The sequence below is a fragment of the Pseudomonas helmanticensis genome (assembly GCF_900182985.1).
In the GTDB taxonomy this organism is placed as follows: Bacteria; Pseudomonadota; Gammaproteobacteria; order Pseudomonadales; family Pseudomonadaceae; genus Aquipseudomonas; species Aquipseudomonas helmanticensis.
The window spans coordinates 4,247,486-4,268,705 of the sequence record NZ_FXUY01000001.1; the positions used below are offsets into that span (position 1 = coordinate 4,247,486).

Consider the following 21,220-nt stretch of genomic DNA (forward strand, 5'->3'; position numbering starts at 1 on the left):
ATAGTCTTGCGAAAAGACTCTCCGGGGATTTCTTATTTTGATCAGGCCGTTTCCAAGCCTTGGGTTACTTGATCGCGTTTTTCGGGTTTTGTTTCCGGGTGTGATGTTTTTGTTGCTCAACGGTTGCGTCAGCGTGAGCTATTACAGCCAGTTGGCCAGCGGTCAGCTGCAATTGCTGCGCGCGCGTGAGCCGGTGGAAAAAGTCATCGCCGACCCACACCGCGATGCGAAATTGCGCGCGCACCTGGCTCAGTCACAAAAGGCCCGTGCGTTCGCCAGCGAGCAACTGCACTTGCCGGATAACCAGAGCTATCGCCTGTACGCCGACATTGGCCGGCCGTTCGTGGTGTGGAACGTGTTCGCCACCGCAGAATTTTCCCTGACGCCGCAAAACCATTGCTTCCCGATTGCCGGTTGCGTGGCCTATCGGGGTTACTACAGCCAGAGCGCGGCGCGCGGTGAAGCGGCGATCCAGCGCTTGCAAGGCATGGACGTGTCGATTGGCGGTGTCGAAGCCTATTCGACGCTGGGCTGGTTCAACGACCCGATCCTCAACTCGATGCTGGGCTGGGGCGATGAACGCCTGGCCACGCTGATCTTTCACGAACTGGCGCATCAGCGTTTTTATGTGAAGGACGACACCGAATTCAACGAATCCTTTGCCACGTTTGTCGAGCAGGAAGGCACGCGGCAGTGGCAAGCATTTCGTGGGTTGCCGGCGGACACCGACGCGCGATTGCAGCAGCGTGATCAGTTCATCGAATTGGTCCTCGCTACCCGATCACGGTTGGAGAAGTTGTATGCCCAACCTTTGCCGGCAGAGCAAATGCGCGAGCGCAAAGCGGCCGAGTTCGAGCAGTTCCGCCGGGATTATCGGCTGATGAGGGACAGCCAGTGGGCCGGGGACATGCGTTATGACGCTTGGGTGAATACGCCGTTGAACAATGCGCGGTTGCTGCCGTTTGGGCTGTATGACCAGTGGGTGCCGGCGTTTGCGGCGTTGTTTAAAAAGGTCGGGGGGGATTGGCTGAGGTTTTACGCTGAGGTTGAGCGGTTGGGTGGGTTGCCGGCGGCTGAGCGCAAGGCGGCACTAAGAGCGTTGGCAGATCCGGAAGGCTGAGGTGGCTGAAAGGGCGTCATCGCGAGCAGGCTCACTCCTACAGGGGAATGCGTTCCAAATGTAGGAGTGAGCCTGCTCGCGATAGCAATCTGATCAGCGCCGCAGAAACGCCTGATGCAACTCTTCCAGTGTTTCAAAGTGATAAGCCGGCGCCTCGGCATTCAACTCTTCAAAACTGCCAAACCCATACCCCACCGCCGCCGCATCCAACCCATTGCTGCGCGCACCGATCAGGTCATGCTTGCGGTCGCCGATCATCAGCGTGTTCGCCGGATCCAGCCCTTCTTCTTTCATCAGATGCGCAATCAACTCGACCTTGTTGGTCCGCGTGCCATCCAGTTCGCTGCCGTAAATCACTTTGAAGTGCCGGGCGAAATCAAAATGCCGGGCAATCTCGCGGGCAAATTCCCACGGTTTCGACGTGGCGATATACAGCTGCCGGCCTTGGCCACTGAGGGTTTCCAACAACGGCGTGACGCCATCAAACACGCGGTTTTCATACAGGCCAGTGACCTTGAAACGCTCGCGATAGAAATTCACCGCCTGCCACGCTTTCGCCTCGTCAAATTCATAAAACTGCATGAACGCCTGCAACAGCGGCGGGCCAATGAAGTGTTCGAGTTTGCTCAGATCCGGCTCATCGATGCCGAGCTTGGCGAGGGCGAACTGGATGGAGCGGGTGATGCCCTCACGCGGGTCGGTGAGGGTGCCATCGAGGTCAAACAATACGGTTTGGTAATGCATGGAAATTCCTGGGTAGGCGCAAATTCGATTCAGAGTGTGTCGTAGCCTTCGGCGAGATGCAGGTTCTTGAGCTTTACGTAATTGGCGGCGCTGTAGGTGAAGAAGGCTTTTTCCTTGTCGGAGAGCGGACGCACCTGCTTCACCGGACTGCCGACATAAAGGAAGCCACTTGCAAGGCGCTTGCCCGGCGGCACCAGGCTGCCGGCGCCAATGATCACGTCGTCTTCAACCACCGCGCCGTCCATGACGATGCTGCCCATGCCGATCAATACGCGGCTGCCGACGCTGCAGCCATGCAGCATGACTTTGTGGGCGATGGTCACGTCATCGCCGATCAGCAGCGGGAAGCCGTCGGGGTTGAACGGGCCGGCGTGGGTGATGTGCAACACGCAGCCGTCCTGCACGCTGGTGCGCGCACCGATGCGGATGCGGTGCATGTCGCCGCGGATCACGGTCAGCGGCCATACGGAGCTGTCTGCGCCGATTTCGACGTCGCCGATCACCACCGCCGAGCCGTCGACAAACGCGCCTTTGCTCAAGCGCGGGGTGTGATTCTGGTACTTGCGAACGGACACGATAATTTCTCTCTCTGTCGCCGATAGCTGCGGTGAATGCCGATTGTAATTAAGATGGTTGCATGTTTCCCCAGCCAAGGTGCCAACCGTGAGCGTGAACAACCCTCTGCTGCAGTCCTATGACCTGCCACCGTTCTCCACGATCCGTGCCGAACATGTCCTGCCCGCCATCGAAACGATCCTGGCCGACAACCGCGCCGCCATTGCCGAAATCCTCAAGACTCAGGTCGAGAACCCTACCTGGGCCGGCCTGGTGCTGGCGATGGACGAACTCAATGATCGCCTCGGCGCTGCCTGGAGCCCGGTCAGCCACCTTAATGCCGTGTGCAACAGCGCCGAACTGCGTGAAGCCTACGAGTCGTGCCTGCCAGCCCTGAGCGCCTATTCCACCGAGATGGGCCAGAACCGCGAGCTGTTCCAGGCTTATGAAGCACTGGCCAACAGCCCGCAAGCCGGCGGTTTCGACGTGGCGCAGAAGACTATTCTGGAACACGCCCTGCGTGACTTCCGTCTGTCGGGTATCGACCTGCCGGAAGCCGAACAGAAACGTTATGCCGAAGTGCAGAGCAAACTGTCCGAGCTGGGCAGCCGCTTCTCCAATCAATTGCTCGATGCCACTCAGGCGTGGACCAAGCACGTCACCGACGAAGCCGCACTCGCCGGCCTGACCGATTCGGCCAAGGCGCAAATGGCTGCCGCCGCACAGGCCAAAGGCCTCGACGGCTGGCTGATCACCCTGGAATTCCCGAGCTACTACGCGGTGATGACCTACGCGCAGGATCGTGCGCTGCGTGAAGAAGTCTACGCCGCCTACTGCACCCGCGCCTCGGACCAAGGACCGAACGCCGGCCAGAACGACAACGGCCCGGTGATGGAAGATATCCTCGACCTGCGTCAGGAACTGGCCAAGCTGCTCGGTTTCAGCAGCTTCTCCGAGCTGAGCCTGGCGACCAAAATGGCCGACTCCAGCGATCAGGTGCTGAGCTTCCTGCGCGATCTGGCCAAGCGCAGCAAGCCGTTCGCCGCGCAGGATTTACAACAGCTGCGCGCCTACGCCGCCGAACAGGGCTGCGCCGACCTGCAAAGCTGGGACAGCGGTTTCTACGGCGAGAAGCTGCGTGAACAACGCTACAGCGTCGCTCAGGAAACCCTGCGCGCCTACTTCCCCATCGACAAAGTGCTGGGCGGTCTGTTTGCCATCGTTCAGCGCCTGTACGGCATCGAAATCGCCGAGCAGAAAGGCTTCGACACCTGGCACCCGGACGTGCGCCTATTCGAAATCAAGGAAAACGGCCAGCACGTCGGCCGCTTCTTCTTCGATCTCTATGCCCGCGCCAACAAGCGTGGCGGTGCCTGGATGGACGGCGCCCGCGATCGTCGTCGCACCATCGACGGCGTGCTGCAAAGCCCAGTCGCCAATCTGGTGTGCAACTTCACCCCGGCCGACAGCGGCAAACCTGCGCTGCTGACCCACGATGAAGTGACCACGCTGTTCCACGAATTCGGTCATGGCCTGCATCACCTGCTGACCCGCGTTGATCACGCCGGTGTTTCCGGCATTAACGGCGTGGCGTGGGACGCGGTCGAGCTGCCGAGTCAGTTCATGGAAAACTGGTGCTGGGAGCCGGAAGGCCTCGCGCTGATTTCCGGACACTACGAAAGCGGCGAGCCACTGCCACAGGACCTGCTGGAAAAAATGCTCGCGGCGAAGAACTTCCAGTCCGGCCTGATGATGGTCCGTCAGCTGGAATTCTCGCTGTTCGACTTCGAACTGCACGCCACCCACGGTGATGGCCGCAGTGTCGCGCAGGTGCTCGAAGGTGTGCGTGACGAGGTGTCGGTCATGCGTCCGCCGGTCTACAACCGCTTCCCGAACAGCTTCGCGCACATCTTCGCCGGCGGTTACGCGGCGGGTTACTACAGCTACAAGTGGGCTGAAGTGTTGTCGGCCGATGCTTTCTCGAAATTCGAAGAGGACGGCGTACTCAACGCAGAAACCGGTCGGGCCTTTCGCGAAGCGATTCTGGCGCGCGGCGGTTCGCAGGCACCGATGGTGCTGTTCGTCGACTTCCGTGGTCGTGAGCCATCGATTGACGCATTGTTGCGCCACAGCGGCCTGAGTGAGGACGCGGCAGCATGAGTGAGGGGCCTGTGATTACCAAAAAACGCTTTATCGCCGGGGCAGTCTGCCCGGCGTGCAGCGAGCCGGACAAGTTGATGATGTGGAACGAAGACCTCGTCCCGCATCGTGAGTGCGTGGCTTGCGGTTACTCCGACACGCTCAACGAGCAAGGGCTTTCGGTACCGAAAGAGCTGGGCACGCGGGTTAATACCAGCGCTATCAGCAAAGCTGCGCCAGACAAGACCGTGCAAGCGGTGCAGTTCTTTCCGAATCCGAAGCTGAAGAAGAAGACTGAAGACTGAGCCGCGACATGACCTCCCACAGCGCAATGCCGTGGGAGGTAGTCTTCACTTCAGATTGACTGACTGAAACCAGCTCTTCATCGAGCAAGTAGCGAACGCGCTGGTGCTGCAATCACCATTGGCCAGCGCCGTGCGCAACTTGTCGGCATCAGCCTGCATCACGTAGCGCACGCTGTCGCGAAAGTGGCCGCTTTCACCAAAACCGCCCTGGGTCATTTCGCTCAAGGCATCCTCTTTGCTCCAGCCCTGCACCACCACCCGATACATCGCCGCCATCAGGCCGGTGCGGTCAGAGCCGTGTTTGCAATGCATCAGCACCGGGCCATTGGCTTCGGCGGCCTGAATGGCGCGCAACGTCTTCAGCACATCGGCGTCGTCGACGTGGTTGGTGCGATACGGCAGTTGCACTTGATTGATGCCTGGCTCGGCCAGCCAGCTGCTGTCGGCTTCCGGCAGGAAGTTGATCACCGTGGCGACTTTGAGATTTTTCAGCAACGGGACTGCGCCGCCATCCGGCAACGCGCTGCGGTAGAGCGTTGGCGACATCTGGAACAGGTTGTATTGCACCTCGACCGGCTGCGCCCATTCAGTCAGGCGAACAGCCGTTGCCGACGCGGCGTGGGCCGGCATCCACAGCAACAGCACTACAAGCGATAAACACAAAGCAGAGAACAAACGCACTCGGGACATGCTGGGTGACCGTGTCGGGATTCATCGATGAAAGGAGCCACAGCTTCGATGTTGGGCGGTCAAAGCCCCGTGAGCCATTTGTAAAAGAATCGTGAATCAGCGCTGTTTCATCGGGTTCAGCCAATAAAAACCGCTCTTTTTTCGACTGAATCGGTTCACCCGGAAGCTTAGCCTGCTACCATTTGTCACACGATGTTGCAGACGCGTCCCCCTTTTCCGGGTCATCCCGGCCACGTCGCGACGAAAAAATCCTCGAGCCGTTCGCAGAAACGGCTACCCCTGATGCCTGATGAGGTGCACCCCATGTCTGATGAAAGTCGAGACAACCCGCGGCGTGATTTTTTGCGCAAATCCCTGACCCTGATCCCCGTCGTCACCCTGGCCGGCACCGGTCTGGGCAGCAGCGTCCTGCAAGCCGCGCCTGAAGCAGCGCCGGCAGCACCCGCGCCGCAGCCGGTTCGAGCGGATGCTGGCGTTTATCAGCCGAGCTACTTCACCGCCGAAGAATGGGCGTTCATCAATGCCGCCGTCGCGCAATTGATCCCCAACGATGCTCAAGGCCCGGGCGCGCTCGAAGCCGGCGTGCCGGAATACATCGACCGGCAGATGAACACGCCGTACGCCGCGGGTGCCCTGTGGTACATGCAAGGCCCGTTCAACGCCGACGCTGCTCCTGAAATGGGCTGGCAGAGCAAACTGGTGCCCAAAGAGATCTATCGCCTCGGCATCGCTGCCACGGATCAGTGGGCAAAATCCCTCAACGGTAAAGTATTTGCTGAGCAAGACAGCGCTACCCGAGAAGATTTGCTCAAGCAACTCGAAGCTGGAAAACCGCAGTTCGAAGCGGTTCCGGCGAAGATGTTCTTCAATCTGCTGCTGCAAAACACCAAGGAAGGGTTCTTCTGCGACCCGATCCACGGCGGCAACAAAGGCATGGTCGGCTGGACCATGATCGGCTTCCCCGGCGCCCGCGCCGATTTCATGGATTGGGTGGAACGCAACGAGCAATACCCCTTCCCGGCAGTTTCGATTCGCGGCGAGAGGGCGTAAGCATGGCAACGGTAATGAAGAAGGTTGACGCAGTCATCATCGGTTTCGGCTGGACCGGCGCAATCATGGCCAAGGAACTCACCGAAGCAGGTTTGAACGTGCTGGCGCTGGAGCGCGGGCCGATGCAGGACACCTACCCCGACGGTAACTATCCGCAGGTGATCGACGAACTCACCTACAGCGTGCGCAAAAAACTCTTTCAAGACATCTCCAAAGAGACCGTCACCATTCGCCACAGCGTTAACGACATCGCCCTGCCGAACCGCCAGTTGGGCGCGTTCCTGCCGGGCAACGGCGTCGGCGGTGCCGGCCTGCACTGGTCGGGCGTGCACTTCCGGGTCGACCCGATCGAGTTGCGCATGCGCAGCCACTACGAAGAGCGCTACGGCAAAAGCTTCATCCCCAAGGACATGACCATCCAGGACTTCGGCGTCAGCTATGAAGAGCTGGAGCCGTTTTTCGATTTCGCCGAAAAAGTCTTCGGCACCTCGGGCCAGGCGTGGACGGTGAAAGGTCAATTGGTCGGTCAGGGCAAGGGCGGCAACCCGTACGCGCCGGATCGCTCCAACCCGTTCCCGTTGGAAGCGCAGAAGAATACGGTTTCCGCACAGCTGTTCGGCAAAGCGGCTACAGAGGTCGGTTACAAACCTTACAACCTGCCTTCGGCAAACACCTCCGGGCCGTACACCAACCCTTACGGCGCGCAGATGGGTCCGTGCAACTTCTGCGGTTTTTGCAGCGGTTATGTTTGCTACATGTACTCCAAGGCTTCGCCGAACGTGAACATTCTGCCGGCGCTGAAACCGCTGCCGAATTTCGAGCTGCGCGCCAACGCCCACGTGCTGCGGATCAACCTCGACAGCACCAAGAGCAAAGCCACCGGCGTCACCTACGTCGACGGCCAGGGCCGCGAGATCGAGCAACCGGCGGATCTGGTGATCCTCGGCGCCTTCCAGTTGCATAACGTGCGGCTGATGCTGCTGTCCGGCATCGGCAAACCGTACGACCCGAAGACTGGCGAAGGCGTGGTCGGGCGTAACTTCGCCTACCAGAACATGGCGACCATCAAGGCGTTCTTCGACAAGGACACCCACACCAACAACTTCATCGGCGCCGGCGGCAACGGCGTGGCGCTGGATGACTTCAATGCCGACAACTTCGACCACGGCCCGCACGGCTTCGTCGGCGGTTCGCCGATGTGGGTCAACCAGGCCGGCAGCCGGCCGATTGCCGGCACCTCGAACCCGCCGGGCACCCCGGCCTGGGGCAGTGACTGGAAACGCGCGACCGCCGATTACTACACCCACCAGGTGTCGATGGACGCCCACGGCGCGCATCAGTCCTACCGTGGCAACTACCTCGACCTCGATCCGGTGTACCGCGATGCCTACGGTTTGCCGCTGCTGCGGATGACCTTCGACTGGCAGGAAAACGACATCAAGATGAACCGCTTCATGGTCGAAAAAATGGGCAAGGTCGCCGAAGCGATGGGGCCGAAAGCCATTGCGGTGATCGGCAAGCAAGTCGGCGATCACTTCAACACCGCGGCGTATCAGACCACCCACCTCAACGGCGGCGCGATCATGGGCACCGATCCGAAGACCAGCGCGCTGAACCGCTACTTGCAGAGCTGGGACGTGCACAACGTCTTCGTCCCGGGCGCCTCGGCGTTCCCGCAGGGCCTGGGTTACAACCCGACCGGGCTGGTTGCCGCACTGACCTATTGGTCGGCGAAGGCGATCCGCGAGCAATACCTGAAAAAACCCGGCCCGCTGGTTCAGGCTTAAGGAGCGATGACCATGAAAAATCTCGTTATCGCGACCCTGGCGCTGCTCGGCAGCGCCTCAATTCATGCGGCTGACGTTGATCAAGCATTGATCAAACAAGGCGAATACCTCGCCCGTGCCGGTGACTGCGTGGCCTGCCACACCGCCAAGGGCGGCAAGCCGTTCGCCGGTGGCCTGCCAATGGAAACCCCGATCGGCACGATCTACTCGACCAACATCACCCCGGATAAAACCGGCGTCGGTGATTACAGCTTCGAAGACTTCGATCAAGCCGTGCGCCATGGCGTCGCCAAAAACGGCAGCACGTTGTACCCGGCGATGCCGTATCCGTCCTACGCGCGTGTCAGCGAAACCGACATGCAAGCGTTGTATGCGTACTTCATGCACGGCGTACAACCGGTCGCGCAAGAGAACAAGGCCAGCGACATTCCGTGGCCGTTGAGCATGCGCTGGCCGCTGATGGGCTGGCGCTGGATGTTTGCGCCGAAGGTCGAGGACTACAAAGCAACGAGTACCGACCCGGTGATCGACCGTGGCGCCTATCTGGTTGAAGGCCTCGGCCACTGCGGCGCCTGCCACACGCCACGGGCGCTGACCATGCAGGAAAAATCCCTCAGTGCGGCGGATGGCAGCAACTTCCTCGCCGGCAGTGCACCGCTGGAAGGCTGGATCGCCAAGAGCCTGCGCGGCGATCACAAGGATGGCCTCGGCGGCTGGCGCGAAGAGCAACTGGTGCAGTTCCTCAAGACCGGGCGCAGCGATCGCAGTGCGGTGTTCGGCGGCATGAGCGATGTGGTCACCCACAGCATGCAATACATGACCGACGCCGACCTGACCGCGATTGCCCGCTACCTCAAGTCGTTGCCGGCCAGTGATCCTGCCGATCAGCCGCATCAGTACGACGAGAAAGCGGCCAAGGCCTTGTGGAACGGTGACGACAGTCAACGCGGCGCGTCGGTGTACATCGACAACTGCGCGGCGTGCCACCGCACCGACGGCCATGGTTACACGCGAGTGTTCCCGGCGCTGGCAGGCAATCCGGTGCTGCAATCGGCAGACCCGACCTCGTTGATTCACATCGTGCTCAAGGGCGGTACGTTGCCGGCGACGCACACCGCACCGTCGACCTTCACCATGCCGGGTTTCGCTTGGCGCCTGTCGGATCAGGAAGTGGCGGATGTGGTGAGTTTTATTCGTGGCAGTTGGGGCAACAAGGGGGCGGCGGTCGGCGCTGACGACGTCAGTCGTTTGCGCACCAGCGAAATGAAAAACACTTCGGCAGATGATCTCGGCCAAGTAACCAACAACAACTAATAAAAAGCCCTGCTCGCATTCATTCGGGCAGGGCTTTTATTTTTACATCGCAACTAATCCAGCATTCAACCCATCTTATGGGTTCATGATGTTTACGTAAGCCTTGGCCAGCGCGAGCAACTTGGCCTTGTCATCTGCATCAATATCCCCATCACCATCGACATCTTTTTCATTACGTACATCAAAGGTTTTACCGGCGTCATAAGAAGAGGCGATGATAATCCGCGAATCCAGCAATGACTCGGTCGGCACGCCGTTCTCTGCATCCCAACCCGACTCTTTCAACGCAAATTGCATGGACACCAGTACCTCATCCGGATCAACCGGAGTCGGCCCAAGCTTCTGCAGAAAGATGCCACGATGATTGAAGTTAGACATGATTAATTCCTTTTAAATATTGAATAGCAGAATGACAACAAAACCAATACTAACGACTTGGCGTTTTACACTGCCAGTTCAAAGATGTGTCTCTGGGTTGCAGTAACAGCATTGATCAAAGAAGATCCCGCATTTGCAAGGGTACTGTTGAATCATGTAAATCGCCGAACGGCACTAGCTGTTTCTTCGCACCAGCGATACTGTATGCACATACAGCGATCAGGATGCCTGCGATGCACACGCCTTTGCCACCTCGCGGACGCGGCACCGCGACCAACCCGCACAACCGTTTCGCGCCGAATCGTTCGGTGGCCGAAGATGACGGCTGGTTTCAGGAAGTGCCCGAGACGCAGAACACCGAGGTGATGATCGAAACCGCAAAAACCATCATTACCCGCAACACCTCGCCGGACCTGCCCTTCGACCGTTCGATCAATCCCTATCGCGGCTGCGAACATGGCTGCATCTATTGCTACGCGCGGCCGAGCCACGCCTATTGGGACATGTCGCCAGGGCTGGATTTCGAAACGAAGCTGATCGCCAAGACCAATGCTGCGCAGGTGCTGGAAGAACAGCTGAGCAAACGCGGCTATCAATGCGCACCGATCAATCTGGGTTCAAATACCGACCCGTATCAGCCGATCGAACGCGAACACAAGATCACCCGGCAAATCCTCGAGGTGCTGCTGCGCTATCGGCATCCAGTGACCATTGTCACCAAAGGTTCGCTGATCCTGCGCGATCTCGACCTGCTTACCGAACTGGCGCAGCAACGGCTGGTGGCGGTGATGATCAGCCTGACCACGCTGGACGACGAACTCAAACGCATCCTCGAACCGCGCGCGGCGGCGCCCAAGGCGCGCTTACGCGCGATCCGGGTGATGCGCGAAGCGGGGATTCCGGTCGGCGTACTGTGTTCGCCGATGATTCCGATGATCAACGACAGCGAAATCGAGAGCCTGCTCACCGAAGCCCACGCCGCCGGCGCACAAAGCGCTGCCTACATGATGCTGCGCCTGCCACTGGAAGTGGCGCCGCTGTTTGAGGAATGGCTGGCGGCGCACTATCCGCAGCGCGCCACGCACGTGCTGAGCCTGATCCGCCAGAGCCGTGGCGGCGAGCTCTATGACAGTCGTTTCGGCGCGCGCATGCGCGGCGAAGGGGTGTTTGCCGACCTGCTCGCGCAACGTTTTGCCAAAGCCATCAAGCGTCTGGGTTTGAATCACCGCGAAGGCTACAACCTTGATTGCAGCGCCTTCTGTCCGCCGGGTCGCCAGATGTCGTTGATTTAGCGACAATTGGCCTATGGTTGAGGGGTTGGAGTCCTTCCGCCGAAACCCGCAGTCACGTTTTTTGTGACCTGGAACACACGTTCTAGAGCGTTTGATTCAGTTTGAGTTAAGTTTCGGCGGCTACCTTGTTCATCGAGTGACTGACGGGTCGGGATGACCCGGATAGTTTTAAACAGCCACTGGCTTCATACCGGAATACCGGGGAAGACTCCCTGAATCCGCCTAAGAGGATGAATCATGAGTGACAAGGATAAACAGCCGTTGGCTGCGTCGGCGCAAACCCCTGAAGCGGAATCCGCCGATGCAGCGCTGCGCCAGATCGTAGACGGCTTTTTGCATTTTCATCATGAGATTTTTCCGCAGCAGGAAGAACTCTTCAAGAAACTCGCCACGGCCCAGGCGCCGAAAGCGATGTTCATCACCTGCGCTGATTCGCGCATCGTTCCCGAGCTGATTACGCACAGCTCGCCCGGCGATCTGTTCGTGACCCGTAACGTCGGCAACGTTGTCCCGCCTTACGGGCAGATGAACGGCGGCGTTTCCACCGCAATCGAATACGCGGTACTGGCGCTCGGCGTGCAGCACATCATCATCTGCGGCCACTCCGATTGCGGCGCCATGCGTGCAGTGCTCAACCCGGACAGCCTGGAAAAAATGCCGACGGTCAAAGCCTGGCTGCGCCACGCGGAAGTGGCAAAAACCATGGTGCATGAGAACTGTAACTGCGCCGACGAAAAAGAAAGCATGCCGATCCTCACCGAGGAAAACGTCATCGCCCAACTGCAGCACTTGCGCACCCATCCTTCGGTAGCCTCGCGCATGGCGAACGGTCATCTGTTCATCCATGGTTGGGTCTACGACATCGAAACCAGCGAAATCAAAGCTTACGACGCGGATCAGGGACGTTTCCTGCCGCTCGATGGTAGCCATCCGATTCCGGTGGCGACGCCGAAAGCGCGCTTCTAAATCTTCCTAAAAATCTGTGTGGTTTGACGCCGGCCGCTGTTTCAGCGGTTCGGCGAAGCCATGCCTGAAGAAAACTTCGGGAGAATCGCCATGCGTGCGGCTCAATTGAAAGCGGTGTTGCCACGGGAGTTGCTCGCTTCAGTGGTTGTGTTTCTGGTCGCCCTGCCGCTGTGCATGGGTATTGCGATTGCGTCAGGGTTGCCGCCGGCCAAGGGCCTGATCACCGGGATCATCGGGGGTCTGGTGGTCGGTTGGCTGGCGGGTTCGCCGTTGCAGGTCAGTGGGCCGGCGGCGGGTCTGGCGGTGTTGGTGTTCGAGCTGGTGCGCCAGCACGGCATCGAGATGCTTGGGCCAATTCTGTTACTTGCCGGTTTTCTGCAACTGGTCGCCGGCCGATTGAAACTGGGTTGCTGGTTTCGGGTCACGGCGCCAGCGGTGGTCTACGGGATGCTGGCGGGGATCGGCGTGTTGATCGTGCTGTCGCAGGTGCATGTGATGCTGGATGCGTCGCCTAAACCTTCAGGGCTGGATAACCTCACGGCATTCCCGGCAGCAGTGGCACAGGCCTTGCCGTCGTTCGGCTGGCAGGCGGGTCTGCTTGGGCTGTCGACGATTGCTGTGATGTGGCTGTGGGAGAAGTTTCGCCCGCATTCGCTGCGCTTCGTTCCCGGTGCATTGCTCGGTGTCGGGCTGGCGACCGGGGCGAGTCTGTTGCTGGCGTTGCAGGTGAAACGCGTCGAGGTGCCGGCGAATCTGGCGGAAGCTATTGATTGGCTGAAGCCTGCGGACTTGCTCAGTCTGGCTGACCCGACGCTGTTGATCGCGGCGTTCGCGGTGGCGTTTATCGCCAGCGCCGAAACCCTGTTGTCCGCCGCTGCGGTGGATCGCATGCACAACGGCGTACGGTCGGACTTCGACCGCGAACTGTCGGCGCAAGGTGTCGGCAACATGCTCTGCGGTCTGGTCGGCGCGCTGCCGATGACCGGGGTGATCGTGCGCAGTTCGGCCAACGTTCAGGCCGGCGCGACCACGCGTTACTCGACGATCTTCCATGGCCTGTGGCTGCTGGCGTTTGTGCTGTTGCTGTCGAGCGTGCTGCAAAGCATTCCGGTGGCGAGCCTGGCGGGCGTGCTGGTCTATACCGGATTCAAACTGGTCGACCTGAAAGCCTTTCGCGGTCTGAGTCGCTATGGGCGGATGCCGATGTTCACCTATGTGGCGACAGCGCTGGCAATCATCTTCACTGACCTGCTGACCGGTGTATTGATCGGTTTCGGTCTGACGATGTTGAAGCTGGCGTTCAAGGCTTCGCGCTTGAAGATCAGCCTGATCGATCTGCCGCAGGACGGTGAGATGGAGCTGCGTCTGGTCGGCGCGGCGACCTTCCTCAAGGTGCCGGCGCTGACCCAGGTGCTGGGCAGTATTGCGGCGGGCACGACGGTGCATGTGCCGCTCAACAATCTGAGCTACATCGACCATTCGTGTCTGGAGTTGCTGGAAGAGTGGGGCCGGGCGAATGCGGCGAAGGGCTCGAAGCTGTTGATCGAGTCGCGTGGGTTGAAGCGCAGGCTTGAGGGACGGATTCGCACAACAACAGGCATCGGTGCAGCCGGCTAAATCTCCCGGTTGAACTCAACCCCTGTAGGAGCTGCCGCAGGCTGCGATCTTTTGATGTTGTTTTTAACAATCAAGATCAAAAGATCGCAGCCTGCGGCAGCTCCTACATTGGATCGTGTGAACTCAGGCGGCAGGCTGGTCGAGTTCCAGGCCCACGCCCAGTCGGCGGCCCATGCACGGCCAGCGTTTCCACGCCGCGCCGGTGTCCGGGCTGCTGAGTTTGTCGCGGTAGGCTTCTACCGACTCCAGCGCAAAACTCTCGTCGTTGAGCATCTCGTCGATCGCGTGATGCACCGCTTCGTCCAGTTGGTTGGCAAATTCCTCACCGATCAATTGGTGAGCAATCAAGTTGGCGACCGTCATGTCCAAGGGGATCAGTGGCTGGCCGAAATGCTTGATGTACAGGTCGTTGACCTCTTCGACAAAACGGTGCGCCAGATAGGCTTCGTCGAGCAGGCTGTCCAGGCCAACGTGCCCTGCCATGATGGCGGGAGGCTGGAGGAAATACTGCTCGGCGATTTTCAGCACCGGTTTGATCTGCGATTCGATTCCCGCTTCCCTGGCGACTTCATTGGCTGCGTCCAGCAGGTCAGGCACTTCATCGATATAGGCGGCGACAAAACGCGTCAGCACGCCTTGGGCGTCGGCTTCCGGCAATTGAATGGCCGGGTGTAAATGAGGCAGCTTGCTTTCCAGCTGACGAGTCAGCAGGCCGGTGTCTTTTTCGTGTTGTTGGGCTTTTTGGATCTGCTCGCGCAATGCGGCGGTGTTCATGAAAACTCCAGGAAACAAGGCAATGAAATAGGGAAGACATAACTTAGCTGGCTTACGAAAAATGCTAAGACGCATTTGTCATAATTATTTCATCCTTGATGCACCTGCGTTATATCGATTTGCCACCACTCGTCTGCATCCTTCTCCATTCGTGCCCTCGAATGCAAGCACCCGCTGTTTCAGATGATTTACGTCGGCACATTGCAATTCTCAGTCGCTGTCTATACTCGCCAGTGAATGGAGTTAGCTGATGACGCCCGACTGCACCCGCAGCAAGGCCCGGCGATTCAAGTTCGTAGTCTGATGCAGCCGCTCCCTTGCCGCAGGCGAAAGCCGGCGGGATAACAAGAACGATAAGGGGAACCCGCAATGATGCGACATCCACACGTCTGGATGGGCCTCCTGTTGTGGTCGATTTTCAGTCCGGCACACGCCGCATGGACTGTGAATATGGCGCCTGGAGCGACTGAAATCAGTCACGCAGTATTCGACCTGCACATGACCATTTTCTGGATATGTGTGGTGATCGGGATCATCGTCTTCGGCGCCATGTTCTGGTCGATGATGGTGCACCGCCGTTCTACCGGGCAGGTCGCCGCAAAATTCCACGAAAGCACCACCGTCGAGATTCTCTGGACCATCGTACCTTTCCTGATTCTGGTGGCGATGGCCGTGCCGGCGACCGCCACCCTGATCAGGATGTACGACACCAGTGAGCCGGATATCGATATCCAGATCACCGGTTATCAGTGGAAGTGGCACTACAAGTACCTGGGCCAGGACGTCGAGTTCTTCAGCAACCTGGCCACCCCCGCCGAGCAGATCCACAACAAGGAAACCAAGGGCGAGCATTACTTGCTCGAAGTCGACAAGCCGTTGGTGCTGCCGACCGGGGCCAAGGTGCGCTTTCTGGTGACCTCCGCCGACGTCATCCACTCTTGGTGGGTGCCGGCCTTCGCGGTCAAGCGCGATGCGATCCCGGGGTTCGTCAACGAGGCGTGGACGCGCATCGACAAGCCCGGCATTTACCGTGGCCAGTGCGCCGAACTGTGCGGCAAGGATCACGGCTTCATGCCGATCGTGGTCGAGGTCAAGGAGAAGGCCGACTACGACAAGTGGCTCGCTGACCGTAAAGCCGAAGCCGCGCAACTCAAAGAGCTGACCAGCAAGGACTGGACGCTCGACGAACTCAAGGAACGCGGCGACAAGATCTATCACACCACCTGCGTGTCCTGTCACCAGGCGGAAGGTCAGGGCCTGCCGCCGATGTTCCCGGCGCTCAAGGGCTCGGAACTGATCATGAAAGGCAGCAAGGCCGATCACCTGCATCGCGTGGTCTTCGGCAAACCGGGCACGGCCATGGCGGCGTTCGGCAAGCAGCTGTCGGAAGTCGATATCGCAGCGGTGGTGACCTACGAACGTAACGCCTGGGGCAACAACAAGGGCGACATGGTCACGCCAAAAGAAGTGCTGGAGATGAAACAGGCGGGGGACAAATGAGCCGGCCTATCGCATCTACCCGCCACGGTTCGCGGCTCACTGCCGCGAGCCACCCCGCCTGTTCACGTAAAGGAGACCGGCCATGAGCGCTGTAATCGATGACCACGGTCATGCCGACCACGCCCACGGTCCCGCCAAAGGCCTGATGCGCTGGGTGCTGACCACCAACCACAAGGACATCGGCACGCTGTACCTGTGGTTTGCGTTCTGCATGTTCCTGCTTGGCGGTACGTTCGCGATGGTGATTCGCGCCGAACTGTTCCAGCCAGGGCTGCAAATCGTCGAGCCGGCGTTCTTCAACCAGATGACCACCATGCACGGTCTGGTGATGGTTTTCGGCGCGGTGATGCCGGCCTTCGTCGGCCTCGCCAACTGGATGATCCCGTTGATGATCGGCGCGCCGGACATGGCCCTGCCCCGGATGAACAACTTCAGCTTCTGGCTGTTGCCGGCGGCATTCCTGATTCTGGTGTCGACCCTGTTCATGCCCGGTGGCGGGCCGAACTTCGGTTGGACGTTCTATGCACCGCTGTCGACGACGTACGCGCCGGAAAGCGTTACCTACTTCATCTTCGCCATCCACTTGATGGGGATCAGTTCGATCATGGGCGCGATCAACGTGATCGCCACCATCCTCAACCTGCGTGCCCCCGGCATGACGCTGATGAAAATGCCGCTGTTCGTCTGGACCTGGCTGATCACCGCATTCCTGCTGATCGCAGTGATGCCGGTGCTGGCCGGCTGCGTGACGATGATGTTGATGGACATCCACTTCGGCACCAGTTTCTTCAGTGCTGCCGGTGGCGGTGACCCGGTGTTGTTCCAGCATGTGTTCTGGTTCTTCGGCCATCCCGAGGTGTACATCATGATCCTGCCGGCCTTCGGCGCCGTCAGCTCGATCATCCCGACCTTCTCGCGCAAGCCGCTGTTCGGCTACACCTCGATGGTCTACGCGACGGCGAGCATCGCGTTCCTGTCGTTCATTGTCTGGGCGCACCACATGTTCGTGGTCGGCATTCCGCTGGTGGGCGAGCTGTTCTTCATGTACGCGACGCTGCTGATCGCGGTGCCGACCGGGGTGAAGGTGTTCAACTGGGCCAGCACCATGTGGCAAGGCTCGCTGACCTTCGAGACGCCGATGCTGTTTGCCGTGGCGTTCGTGATCCTGTTCTCCATCGGCGGTTTCTCCGGGCTGATGCTGGCCATCGCCCCGGCGGACTTCCAGTACCAGGACACCTACTTCGTGGTCGCGCACTTCCATTACGTGCTGGTGCCGGGGGCGATCTTCGGGATCTTCGCCTCAACCTATTACTGGCTGCCGAAATGGACCGGCCACATGTACGACGAAACCCTCGGCAAGCTGCACTTCTGGCTGTCGTTCGTCGGCATGAACCTGACCTTCTTCCCGATGCACTTCGTCGGTCTTGCGGGGATGCCGCGACGGATTCCGGACTACAACCTGCAGTTCGCCGACTTCAACATGGTCTCGTCGATTGGCGCGTTCATGTTTGGTGCGACGCAGATTTTCTTCCTGTTCATCGTCATCAAGACCATTCGCGGCGGCCCGCCAGCACCGGCCAAACCGTGGGATGGCGCGGAAGGTCTGGAGTGGAGCGTGCCGTCCCCGGCGCCGTACCACACCTTCACCACACCGCCGGAAGTGAAATGAACACCCGGCCTTTTGTGAAATTGGTGCAGAGGCACAGATCCCCGGTGGATGCTCACAAATCTTCTTTGGATGCACATAGAGCCCCCGTGGCGAGGGGATTTATCCCCGTTGGGCTGCGCAGCAGCCCCAAAATCTGCAATCGAGATTTATCAGGCAAACCGTGTGCGCTGGATTCAGGGCTGCTGCGCAACCCAACGGGGCGGTGCGACGTTTCGCTAAATCCCCTCGCCACAAACGCGTCACCGGTGGAGGGTGGAAGCCATGGCTGACTCGATTTCGATGAAGAAACTGGTCACCCGCCTCCTAGGGGTGGTGCTGGCGATGTTTGTTTTCGGTTTTGCCCTGGTGCCGATCTACGACGTGATGTGCAAAGCCTTCGGCATCAACGGCAAGACCGCCGGGCAGTACGAGGGTGAGCAAGTGGTCGACACTTCGCGCCAGGTGCGCGTGCAGTTTCTGTCGACCAACAACGTCGACATGCCATGGGATTTCTATCCCAAGCATGACGAACTCACCGCCAACCCCGGCGCAGTCAACGAGATGATCTTCATCGCGCGCAACCCCACCGACAAACCGATGAGTGCGCAAGCCGTGCCGAGCATCGCGCCGAGCAACGCCGCGGCGTATTTCCACAAGACCGAATGCTTTTGCTTTACCCAGCAGGTGCTGCAGCCCGGTCAGCAGATCGAGATGCCGGTGCGCTTCATTGTTGACCGCGACATGCCCAAGGATGTGAAGCACCTGACGCTGTCCTACACGCTGTTCGATATCACTGCCCGACATCCGCCGGTGGCTGTAAACACTGGCGGTTGAGCGTGCCCGATAAGGAGAACAATAAATGGCAACTCATGAGCATTATTACGTTCCGCCGCAAAGCAAATGGCCGATCATTGCGACCTTCGGCATGGCCATCACCGTGTACGGCCTCGCCACCTGGTTCAATGATCTGAAGGCGGCGCGCCCGGAATCCCACGGCCCGTACATCTTTTTCGTCGGTGGCCTGTTGCTGGCGTACATGCTGTTCGGCTGGTTCGGGGCGGTGATCAAGGAAAGCCGCGCGGGACTCTACAGCCCGCAGCTGGACCGCTCGTTTCGCTGGGGCATGAGTTGGTTCATCTTCTCCGAGGTGATGTTCTTCGTCGCCTTCTTCGGCGCGCTGTTTTACGTGCGGCACATCTCCGGCCCGGCGCTCGGTGGCGAAGGGCCGAAAGGCATCGCGCATATGCTCTGGCCGAACTTCCAGTTCACCTGGCCGCTGCTGCACACGCCGGATCCGAAACTGTTCCCGCCGCCGAAAGAAGTCATCAGCCCGTGGGGCTTGCCGCTGATCAACACGATCCTGCTGGTCAGCTCCAGCGTGACCATCACCATCGCCCACCATGCACTGAAGAAAGGCCATCGCGGCGCGCTGAAAATCTGGCTGGCGATCACCGTGTTGCTGGGCTGCTGCTTCCTGGCCTTGCAGGCTGAGGAATACATGCACGCTTATCACGAACTGGGGCTGACCCTCGGTTCGGGCATCTATGGCGCGACGTTCTTCATGCTCACCGGTTTCCACGGCGCCCACGTGACCATCGGCACGATCATTCTGTTTGTGATGCTGATGCGGATCATGAAGGGCCATTTCGACGCCGAACACCAGTTCGGCTTCGAAGCAGCGAGCTGGTATTGGCACTTCGTCGACGTCGTGTGGATCGGCTTGTTCATCTTCGTTTACGTACTCTGAGGATCCGCACTACCAAGGCGCATGCGACACCAATTGGCCGCTGTAAAAGCCCCAGGCGATCAAGCCGACGGTGACAGCGGCCAATGCCACCCGAACACTCAAGGCGATGACCAGGCGATTGGAACTGCTGTCGTCCTTGACCAGGAAAAACAGGCCGCTGAACAGGCTGATCACCGTGGCAATCAGCATCAGGACGATCGCTGTTTTGAGCATGGGAAGAACTCCGGGGGACAGGCGATGCAGTTGAGTATAGCGAGCGCAACGACTGACTTTGTGGCGCAGCCATGAAGCGTTTTCGTCCGGGCGTGATTCCGACCGTGGTGGTGGCGCTGTTGCTGCCGCTGCTGGTGTCTTTGGGCTTCTGGCAACTGAGCCGGGGCGCGGAGAAAACCGCCCTGCTCGCCAGTTACGCCGAACGCCGCGCCGCTGAACCGATGGCCAGCACCGAACTCCTTAATAGCGCCGACCCGGCTTATCGCCGTGTGCATCTGCACGGCCAGTTCGATGCCGCGCACAGTCTGTTGCTGGATAACCGCCAGCGTAACGGCAAGGTCGGCGTCGAGCTGCTGCAACCGTTTCAGGATCAACGCACCGGTCTGTGGCTGCTGGTCAATCGCGGCTGGTTACCGTGGCCGGATCGCCGCGTGCCGCCGCAATTCACCACGCCCACAGAGGCGTTGAATGTCGACGCCTGGGTCTACGTCGCCCCCGGCGCCACTTTCCAACTCCACGCCGATCCGGTCAGCAGCACCTGGCCGCAAACCATCACCGCCGTCGAACCCGCCAAGCTGTGGCAAACCCTCGATCGTGACGGCTTTGCCTACGAATTACGCGCCGAACCCGGCCCGACCAGCTACGAGGCCGATTGGCCGGTGGTTGCCATGGGCCCGGAAAAACACCTCGGTTACGCCGTGCAGTGGTTCGCCATGGCCACGGCCCTGCTCGGCCTCTACGTCTATTTGGGCTTGCACAACGCAAAGGAGAAACACCATGGGAACGGCCATGAATCCACCCAGCATGTCTGAGGCGAAACCTGCCGCCAGCCGTCGGCGCGGACGCATTCAGTTGCTGCTGATCCTGCTTGGCGTGATCGGCCCGATGGTGCTCGCCACCGGCATGTACAAATTGCAGTTCTGGGTGCCGGAAGGTCGCAGCTATCACGGCGAACTGATCGGCAACGGCCAGACCCGCGCCGACCTCGGCGTGCAAGCCGATGAAGAGCGCTGGCAGATGCTGGTCACTGCGCCGAAGGATTGCGCGGTCGATTGCCAGCAACTGGTGTATCTGGCGCGGCAGATCCAGGTCGGTCTGGGCCGCGATGCCGGTCGCGCCAGTCATGCGCTCGCCGTCGCGCAACCGCTCAGCGCTGATTACGCGGACAAGCTGACCCGCGAATATCCGCAACTGCAACGCTATCCGCTGGACGCCAGCGTTTTCAGCAAGGCCACCGGCGACAAAGCCACGCCGCAGCTGTGGATCATCGACCCGCACGGCAATCTCGTGCTGCGTTACGAGCCGAATGTGAAAGGCAAGGATCTGCTCAACGACCTGCGTCACCTGCTGAAACTGTCGAACATCGGATAAGGGCATCGTC

General features: G+C 59.7%; 21 protein-coding genes. 15 read left to right on the plus strand and 6 right to left on the minus strand.

Going from position 1 to position 21,220, the window contains the following annotated elements; genetic code table 11:
- Positions 1-37 precede the first annotated feature (37 nt).
- A complete protein-coding gene (locus tag QOL84_RS18890) occupies positions 38-1,120 on the plus strand; it encodes an aminopeptidase (protein ID WP_283438171.1) in 1,083 nt (360 codons plus the stop codon).
- Positions 1,121-1,213: 93 nt separating this feature from the next.
- Here QOL84_RS18890 and QOL84_RS18895 read toward each other — a convergent pair whose 3' ends face one another.
- Both QOL84_RS18895 and QOL84_RS18900 read right to left on the minus strand, forming a co-directional pair.
- Positions 1,214-1,864 carry an HAD family hydrolase gene (locus QOL84_RS18895; protein ID WP_283438172.1) on the minus strand — a complete coding sequence of 217 codons (651 nt, stop codon included), beginning with the start codon at positions 1,862-1,864 and terminating at the stop codon, positions 1,214-1,216.
- A gap of 29 nt (positions 1,865-1,893) precedes the next feature.
- Positions 1,894-2,439, minus strand: a complete 546-nt coding sequence (locus QOL84_RS18900; RefSeq protein WP_283438173.1) for a gamma carbonic anhydrase family protein — start codon at positions 2,437-2,439, stop codon at positions 1,894-1,896.
- A gap of 88 nt (positions 2,440-2,527) precedes the next feature.
- Between QOL84_RS18900 and prlC the strand changes: the two genes are divergently transcribed.
- A complete protein-coding gene (prlC, locus tag QOL84_RS18905) occupies positions 2,528-4,579 on the plus strand; it encodes an oligopeptidase A (RefSeq protein ID WP_283438174.1) in 2,052 nt (683 codons plus the stop codon).
- Positions 4,576-4,863, plus strand: a complete 288-nt coding sequence (locus tag QOL84_RS18910) for a YheV family putative zinc ribbon protein (protein ID WP_283438175.1) — start codon at positions 4,576-4,578, stop codon at positions 4,861-4,863. Before prlC ends, QOL84_RS18910 begins: the two co-directional genes overlap by 4 nt.
- Before the next feature lie 45 nt (positions 4,864-4,908).
- Here QOL84_RS18910 and QOL84_RS18915 read toward each other — a convergent pair whose 3' ends face one another.
- A complete protein-coding gene (locus QOL84_RS18915) occupies positions 4,909-5,553 on the minus strand; it encodes a dual specificity protein phosphatase family protein (RefSeq protein WP_283438176.1) in 645 nt (214 codons plus the stop codon).
- Between the two features lie 303 nt (positions 5,554-5,856).
- Here QOL84_RS18915 and QOL84_RS18920 point away from each other — a divergent pair, with 303 nt between their 5' ends.
- Genes QOL84_RS18920 through QOL84_RS18930 form a run of 3 tightly spaced genes read left to right on the plus strand, consistent with a single transcriptional unit; the run spans position 5,857 to position 9,704 of the window.
- Positions 5,857-6,603 (plus strand): gluconate 2-dehydrogenase subunit 3 family protein, encoded by a 747-nt coding sequence (locus tag QOL84_RS18920; RefSeq protein ID WP_283438177.1) that lies wholly within the window; start codon positions 5,857-5,859, stop codon positions 6,601-6,603.
- A 2-nt stretch (positions 6,604-6,605) separates the two neighbouring features.
- On the plus strand, positions 6,606-8,390 hold the full coding sequence (locus tag QOL84_RS18925; RefSeq protein ID WP_283438178.1) for a GMC family oxidoreductase: 1,785 nt from the start codon (positions 6,606-6,608) through the stop codon (positions 8,388-8,390).
- A gap of 12 nt (positions 8,391-8,402) precedes the next feature.
- Positions 8,403-9,704, plus strand: a complete 1,302-nt coding sequence (locus tag QOL84_RS18930) for a c-type cytochrome (protein WP_283438179.1) — start codon at positions 8,403-8,405, stop codon at positions 9,702-9,704.
- 75 nt (positions 9,705-9,779) lie between these two features.
- On the opposite strand, the gene QOL84_RS18935 is transcribed toward QOL84_RS18930, so the two are convergent.
- Positions 9,780-10,082 (minus strand): hypothetical protein, encoded by a 303-nt coding sequence (locus tag QOL84_RS18935; protein WP_283438180.1) that lies wholly within the window; start codon positions 10,080-10,082, stop codon positions 9,780-9,782.
- Positions 10,083-10,315: 233 nt separating this feature from the next.
- Here QOL84_RS18935 and QOL84_RS18940 point away from each other — a divergent pair, with 233 nt between their 5' ends.
- The 3 genes from QOL84_RS18940 (at position 10,316) to QOL84_RS18950 (ending at position 13,957) form a co-directional block, all read left to right on the plus strand.
- Positions 10,316-11,374 (plus strand): PA0069 family radical SAM protein, encoded by a 1,059-nt coding sequence (locus QOL84_RS18940; protein WP_283438181.1) that lies wholly within the window; start codon positions 10,316-10,318, stop codon positions 11,372-11,374.
- A gap of 237 nt (positions 11,375-11,611) precedes the next feature.
- Positions 11,612-12,340, plus strand: a complete 729-nt coding sequence (locus QOL84_RS18945; protein ID WP_129387148.1) for a carbonic anhydrase — start codon at positions 11,612-11,614, stop codon at positions 12,338-12,340.
- A 90-nt stretch (positions 12,341-12,430) separates the two neighbouring features.
- Positions 12,431-13,957: a SulP family inorganic anion transporter gene (locus QOL84_RS18950; RefSeq protein WP_283438182.1), complete on the plus strand. Its 1,527-nt coding sequence runs from the start codon at positions 12,431-12,433 to the stop codon at positions 13,955-13,957.
- A 123-nt stretch (positions 13,958-14,080) separates the two neighbouring features.
- On the opposite strand, the gene QOL84_RS18955 is transcribed toward QOL84_RS18950, so the two are convergent.
- Positions 14,081-14,731, minus strand: coding sequence for a hypothetical protein (locus QOL84_RS18955; protein ID WP_250605512.1), 651 nt, complete (start codon positions 14,729-14,731; stop codon positions 14,081-14,083).
- Positions 14,732-15,100: 369 nt separating this feature from the next.
- On the opposite strand from QOL84_RS18955, the gene coxB reads away from it, so the two are divergent.
- From coxB to QOL84_RS18975, 4 genes are all read left to right on the plus strand, one after another.
- Positions 15,101-16,231 carry a cytochrome c oxidase subunit II gene (gene coxB, locus QOL84_RS18960; protein ID WP_283438183.1) on the plus strand — a complete coding sequence of 377 codons (1,131 nt, stop codon included), beginning with the start codon at positions 15,101-15,103 and terminating at the stop codon, positions 16,229-16,231.
- An 82-nt stretch (positions 16,232-16,313) separates the two neighbouring features.
- Positions 16,314-17,900 carry a cytochrome c oxidase subunit I gene (ctaD, locus tag QOL84_RS18965; RefSeq protein ID WP_129387135.1) on the plus strand — a complete coding sequence of 529 codons (1,587 nt, stop codon included), beginning with the start codon at positions 16,314-16,316 and terminating at the stop codon, positions 17,898-17,900.
- A gap of 261 nt (positions 17,901-18,161) precedes the next feature.
- Entirely contained in the window at positions 18,162-18,713 is a 552-nt protein-coding gene (locus QOL84_RS18970; RefSeq protein ID WP_064116612.1) for a cytochrome c oxidase assembly protein, read from the plus strand.
- Positions 18,714-18,738: 25 nt separating this feature from the next.
- Positions 18,739-19,626 carry a cytochrome c oxidase subunit 3 gene (locus QOL84_RS18975; protein ID WP_129387129.1) on the plus strand — a complete coding sequence of 296 codons (888 nt, stop codon included), beginning with the start codon at positions 18,739-18,741 and terminating at the stop codon, positions 19,624-19,626.
- Between the two features lie 9 nt (positions 19,627-19,635).
- Here QOL84_RS18975 and QOL84_RS18980 read toward each other — a convergent pair whose 3' ends face one another.
- The gene (locus QOL84_RS18980; protein ID WP_127925322.1) at positions 19,636-19,839 is read right to left on the minus strand and encodes a twin transmembrane helix small protein; all 204 of its coding nucleotides are present in this window, start codon (positions 19,837-19,839) and stop codon (positions 19,636-19,638) included.
- Between the two features lie 71 nt (positions 19,840-19,910).
- Here QOL84_RS18980 and QOL84_RS18985 point away from each other — a divergent pair, with 71 nt between their 5' ends.
- Positions 19,911-20,651, plus strand: a complete 741-nt coding sequence (locus tag QOL84_RS18985) for an SURF1 family protein (RefSeq protein ID WP_283438184.1) — start codon at positions 19,911-19,913, stop codon at positions 20,649-20,651.
- A complete protein-coding gene (locus QOL84_RS18990) occupies positions 20,617-21,210 on the plus strand; it encodes a hypothetical protein (RefSeq protein WP_283438185.1) in 594 nt (197 codons plus the stop codon). The genes QOL84_RS18985 and QOL84_RS18990 overlap by 35 nt, the downstream gene beginning before the upstream one ends.
- Positions 21,211-21,220: the final 10 nt, after the last annotated feature.

What these genes read in the sequence shown, in the direction of transcription:
- QOL84_RS18895 (WP_283438172.1), bottom strand. Translation starts at nt 1,864, where the DNA reads ATGCATTACCAAACCGTATTGTTTGACCTCGATGGCACCCTCACCGAC.
- QOL84_RS18910 (WP_283438175.1), top strand. Translation starts at nt 4,576, where the DNA reads ATGAGTGAGGGGCCTGTGATTACCAAAAAACGCTTTATCGCCGGGGCA.
- QOL84_RS18915 (WP_283438176.1), bottom strand. Translation starts at nt 5,553, where the DNA reads ATGTCCCGAGTGCGTTTGTTCTCTGCTTTGTGTTTATCGCTTGTAGTG.
- QOL84_RS18920 (WP_283438177.1), top strand. Translation starts at nt 5,857, where the DNA reads ATGTCTGATGAAAGTCGAGACAACCCGCGGCGTGATTTTTTGCGCAAA.
- QOL84_RS18925 (WP_283438178.1), top strand. Translation starts at nt 6,606, where the DNA reads ATGGCAACGGTAATGAAGAAGGTTGACGCAGTCATCATCGGTTTCGGC.
- QOL84_RS18930 (WP_283438179.1), top strand. Translation starts at nt 8,403, where the DNA reads ATGAAAAATCTCGTTATCGCGACCCTGGCGCTGCTCGGCAGCGCCTCA.
- QOL84_RS18935 (WP_283438180.1), bottom strand. Translation starts at nt 10,082, where the DNA reads ATGTCTAACTTCAATCATCGTGGCATCTTTCTGCAGAAGCTTGGGCCG.
- QOL84_RS18940 (WP_283438181.1), top strand. Translation starts at nt 10,316, where the DNA reads ATGCACACGCCTTTGCCACCTCGCGGACGCGGCACCGCGACCAACCCG.
- QOL84_RS18945 (WP_129387148.1), top strand. Translation starts at nt 11,612, where the DNA reads ATGAGTGACAAGGATAAACAGCCGTTGGCTGCGTCGGCGCAAACCCCT.
- QOL84_RS18950 (WP_283438182.1), top strand. Translation starts at nt 12,431, where the DNA reads ATGCGTGCGGCTCAATTGAAAGCGGTGTTGCCACGGGAGTTGCTCGCT.
- QOL84_RS18955 (WP_250605512.1), bottom strand. Translation starts at nt 14,731, where the DNA reads ATGAACACCGCCGCATTGCGCGAGCAGATCCAAAAAGCCCAACAACAC.
- coxB (WP_283438183.1), top strand. Translation starts at nt 15,101, where the DNA reads ATGATGCGACATCCACACGTCTGGATGGGCCTCCTGTTGTGGTCGATT.
- ctaD (WP_129387135.1), top strand. Translation starts at nt 16,314, where the DNA reads ATGAGCGCTGTAATCGATGACCACGGTCATGCCGACCACGCCCACGGT.
- QOL84_RS18970 (WP_064116612.1), top strand. Translation starts at nt 18,162, where the DNA reads ATGGCTGACTCGATTTCGATGAAGAAACTGGTCACCCGCCTCCTAGGG.
- QOL84_RS18975 (WP_129387129.1), top strand. Translation starts at nt 18,739, where the DNA reads ATGGCAACTCATGAGCATTATTACGTTCCGCCGCAAAGCAAATGGCCG.
- QOL84_RS18980 (WP_127925322.1), bottom strand. Translation starts at nt 19,839, where the DNA reads ATGCTCAAAACAGCGATCGTCCTGATGCTGATTGCCACGGTGATCAGC.
- QOL84_RS18985 (WP_283438184.1), top strand. Translation starts at nt 19,911, where the DNA reads ATGAAGCGTTTTCGTCCGGGCGTGATTCCGACCGTGGTGGTGGCGCTG.
- QOL84_RS18990 (WP_283438185.1), top strand. Translation starts at nt 20,617, where the DNA reads ATGGGAACGGCCATGAATCCACCCAGCATGTCTGAGGCGAAACCTGCC.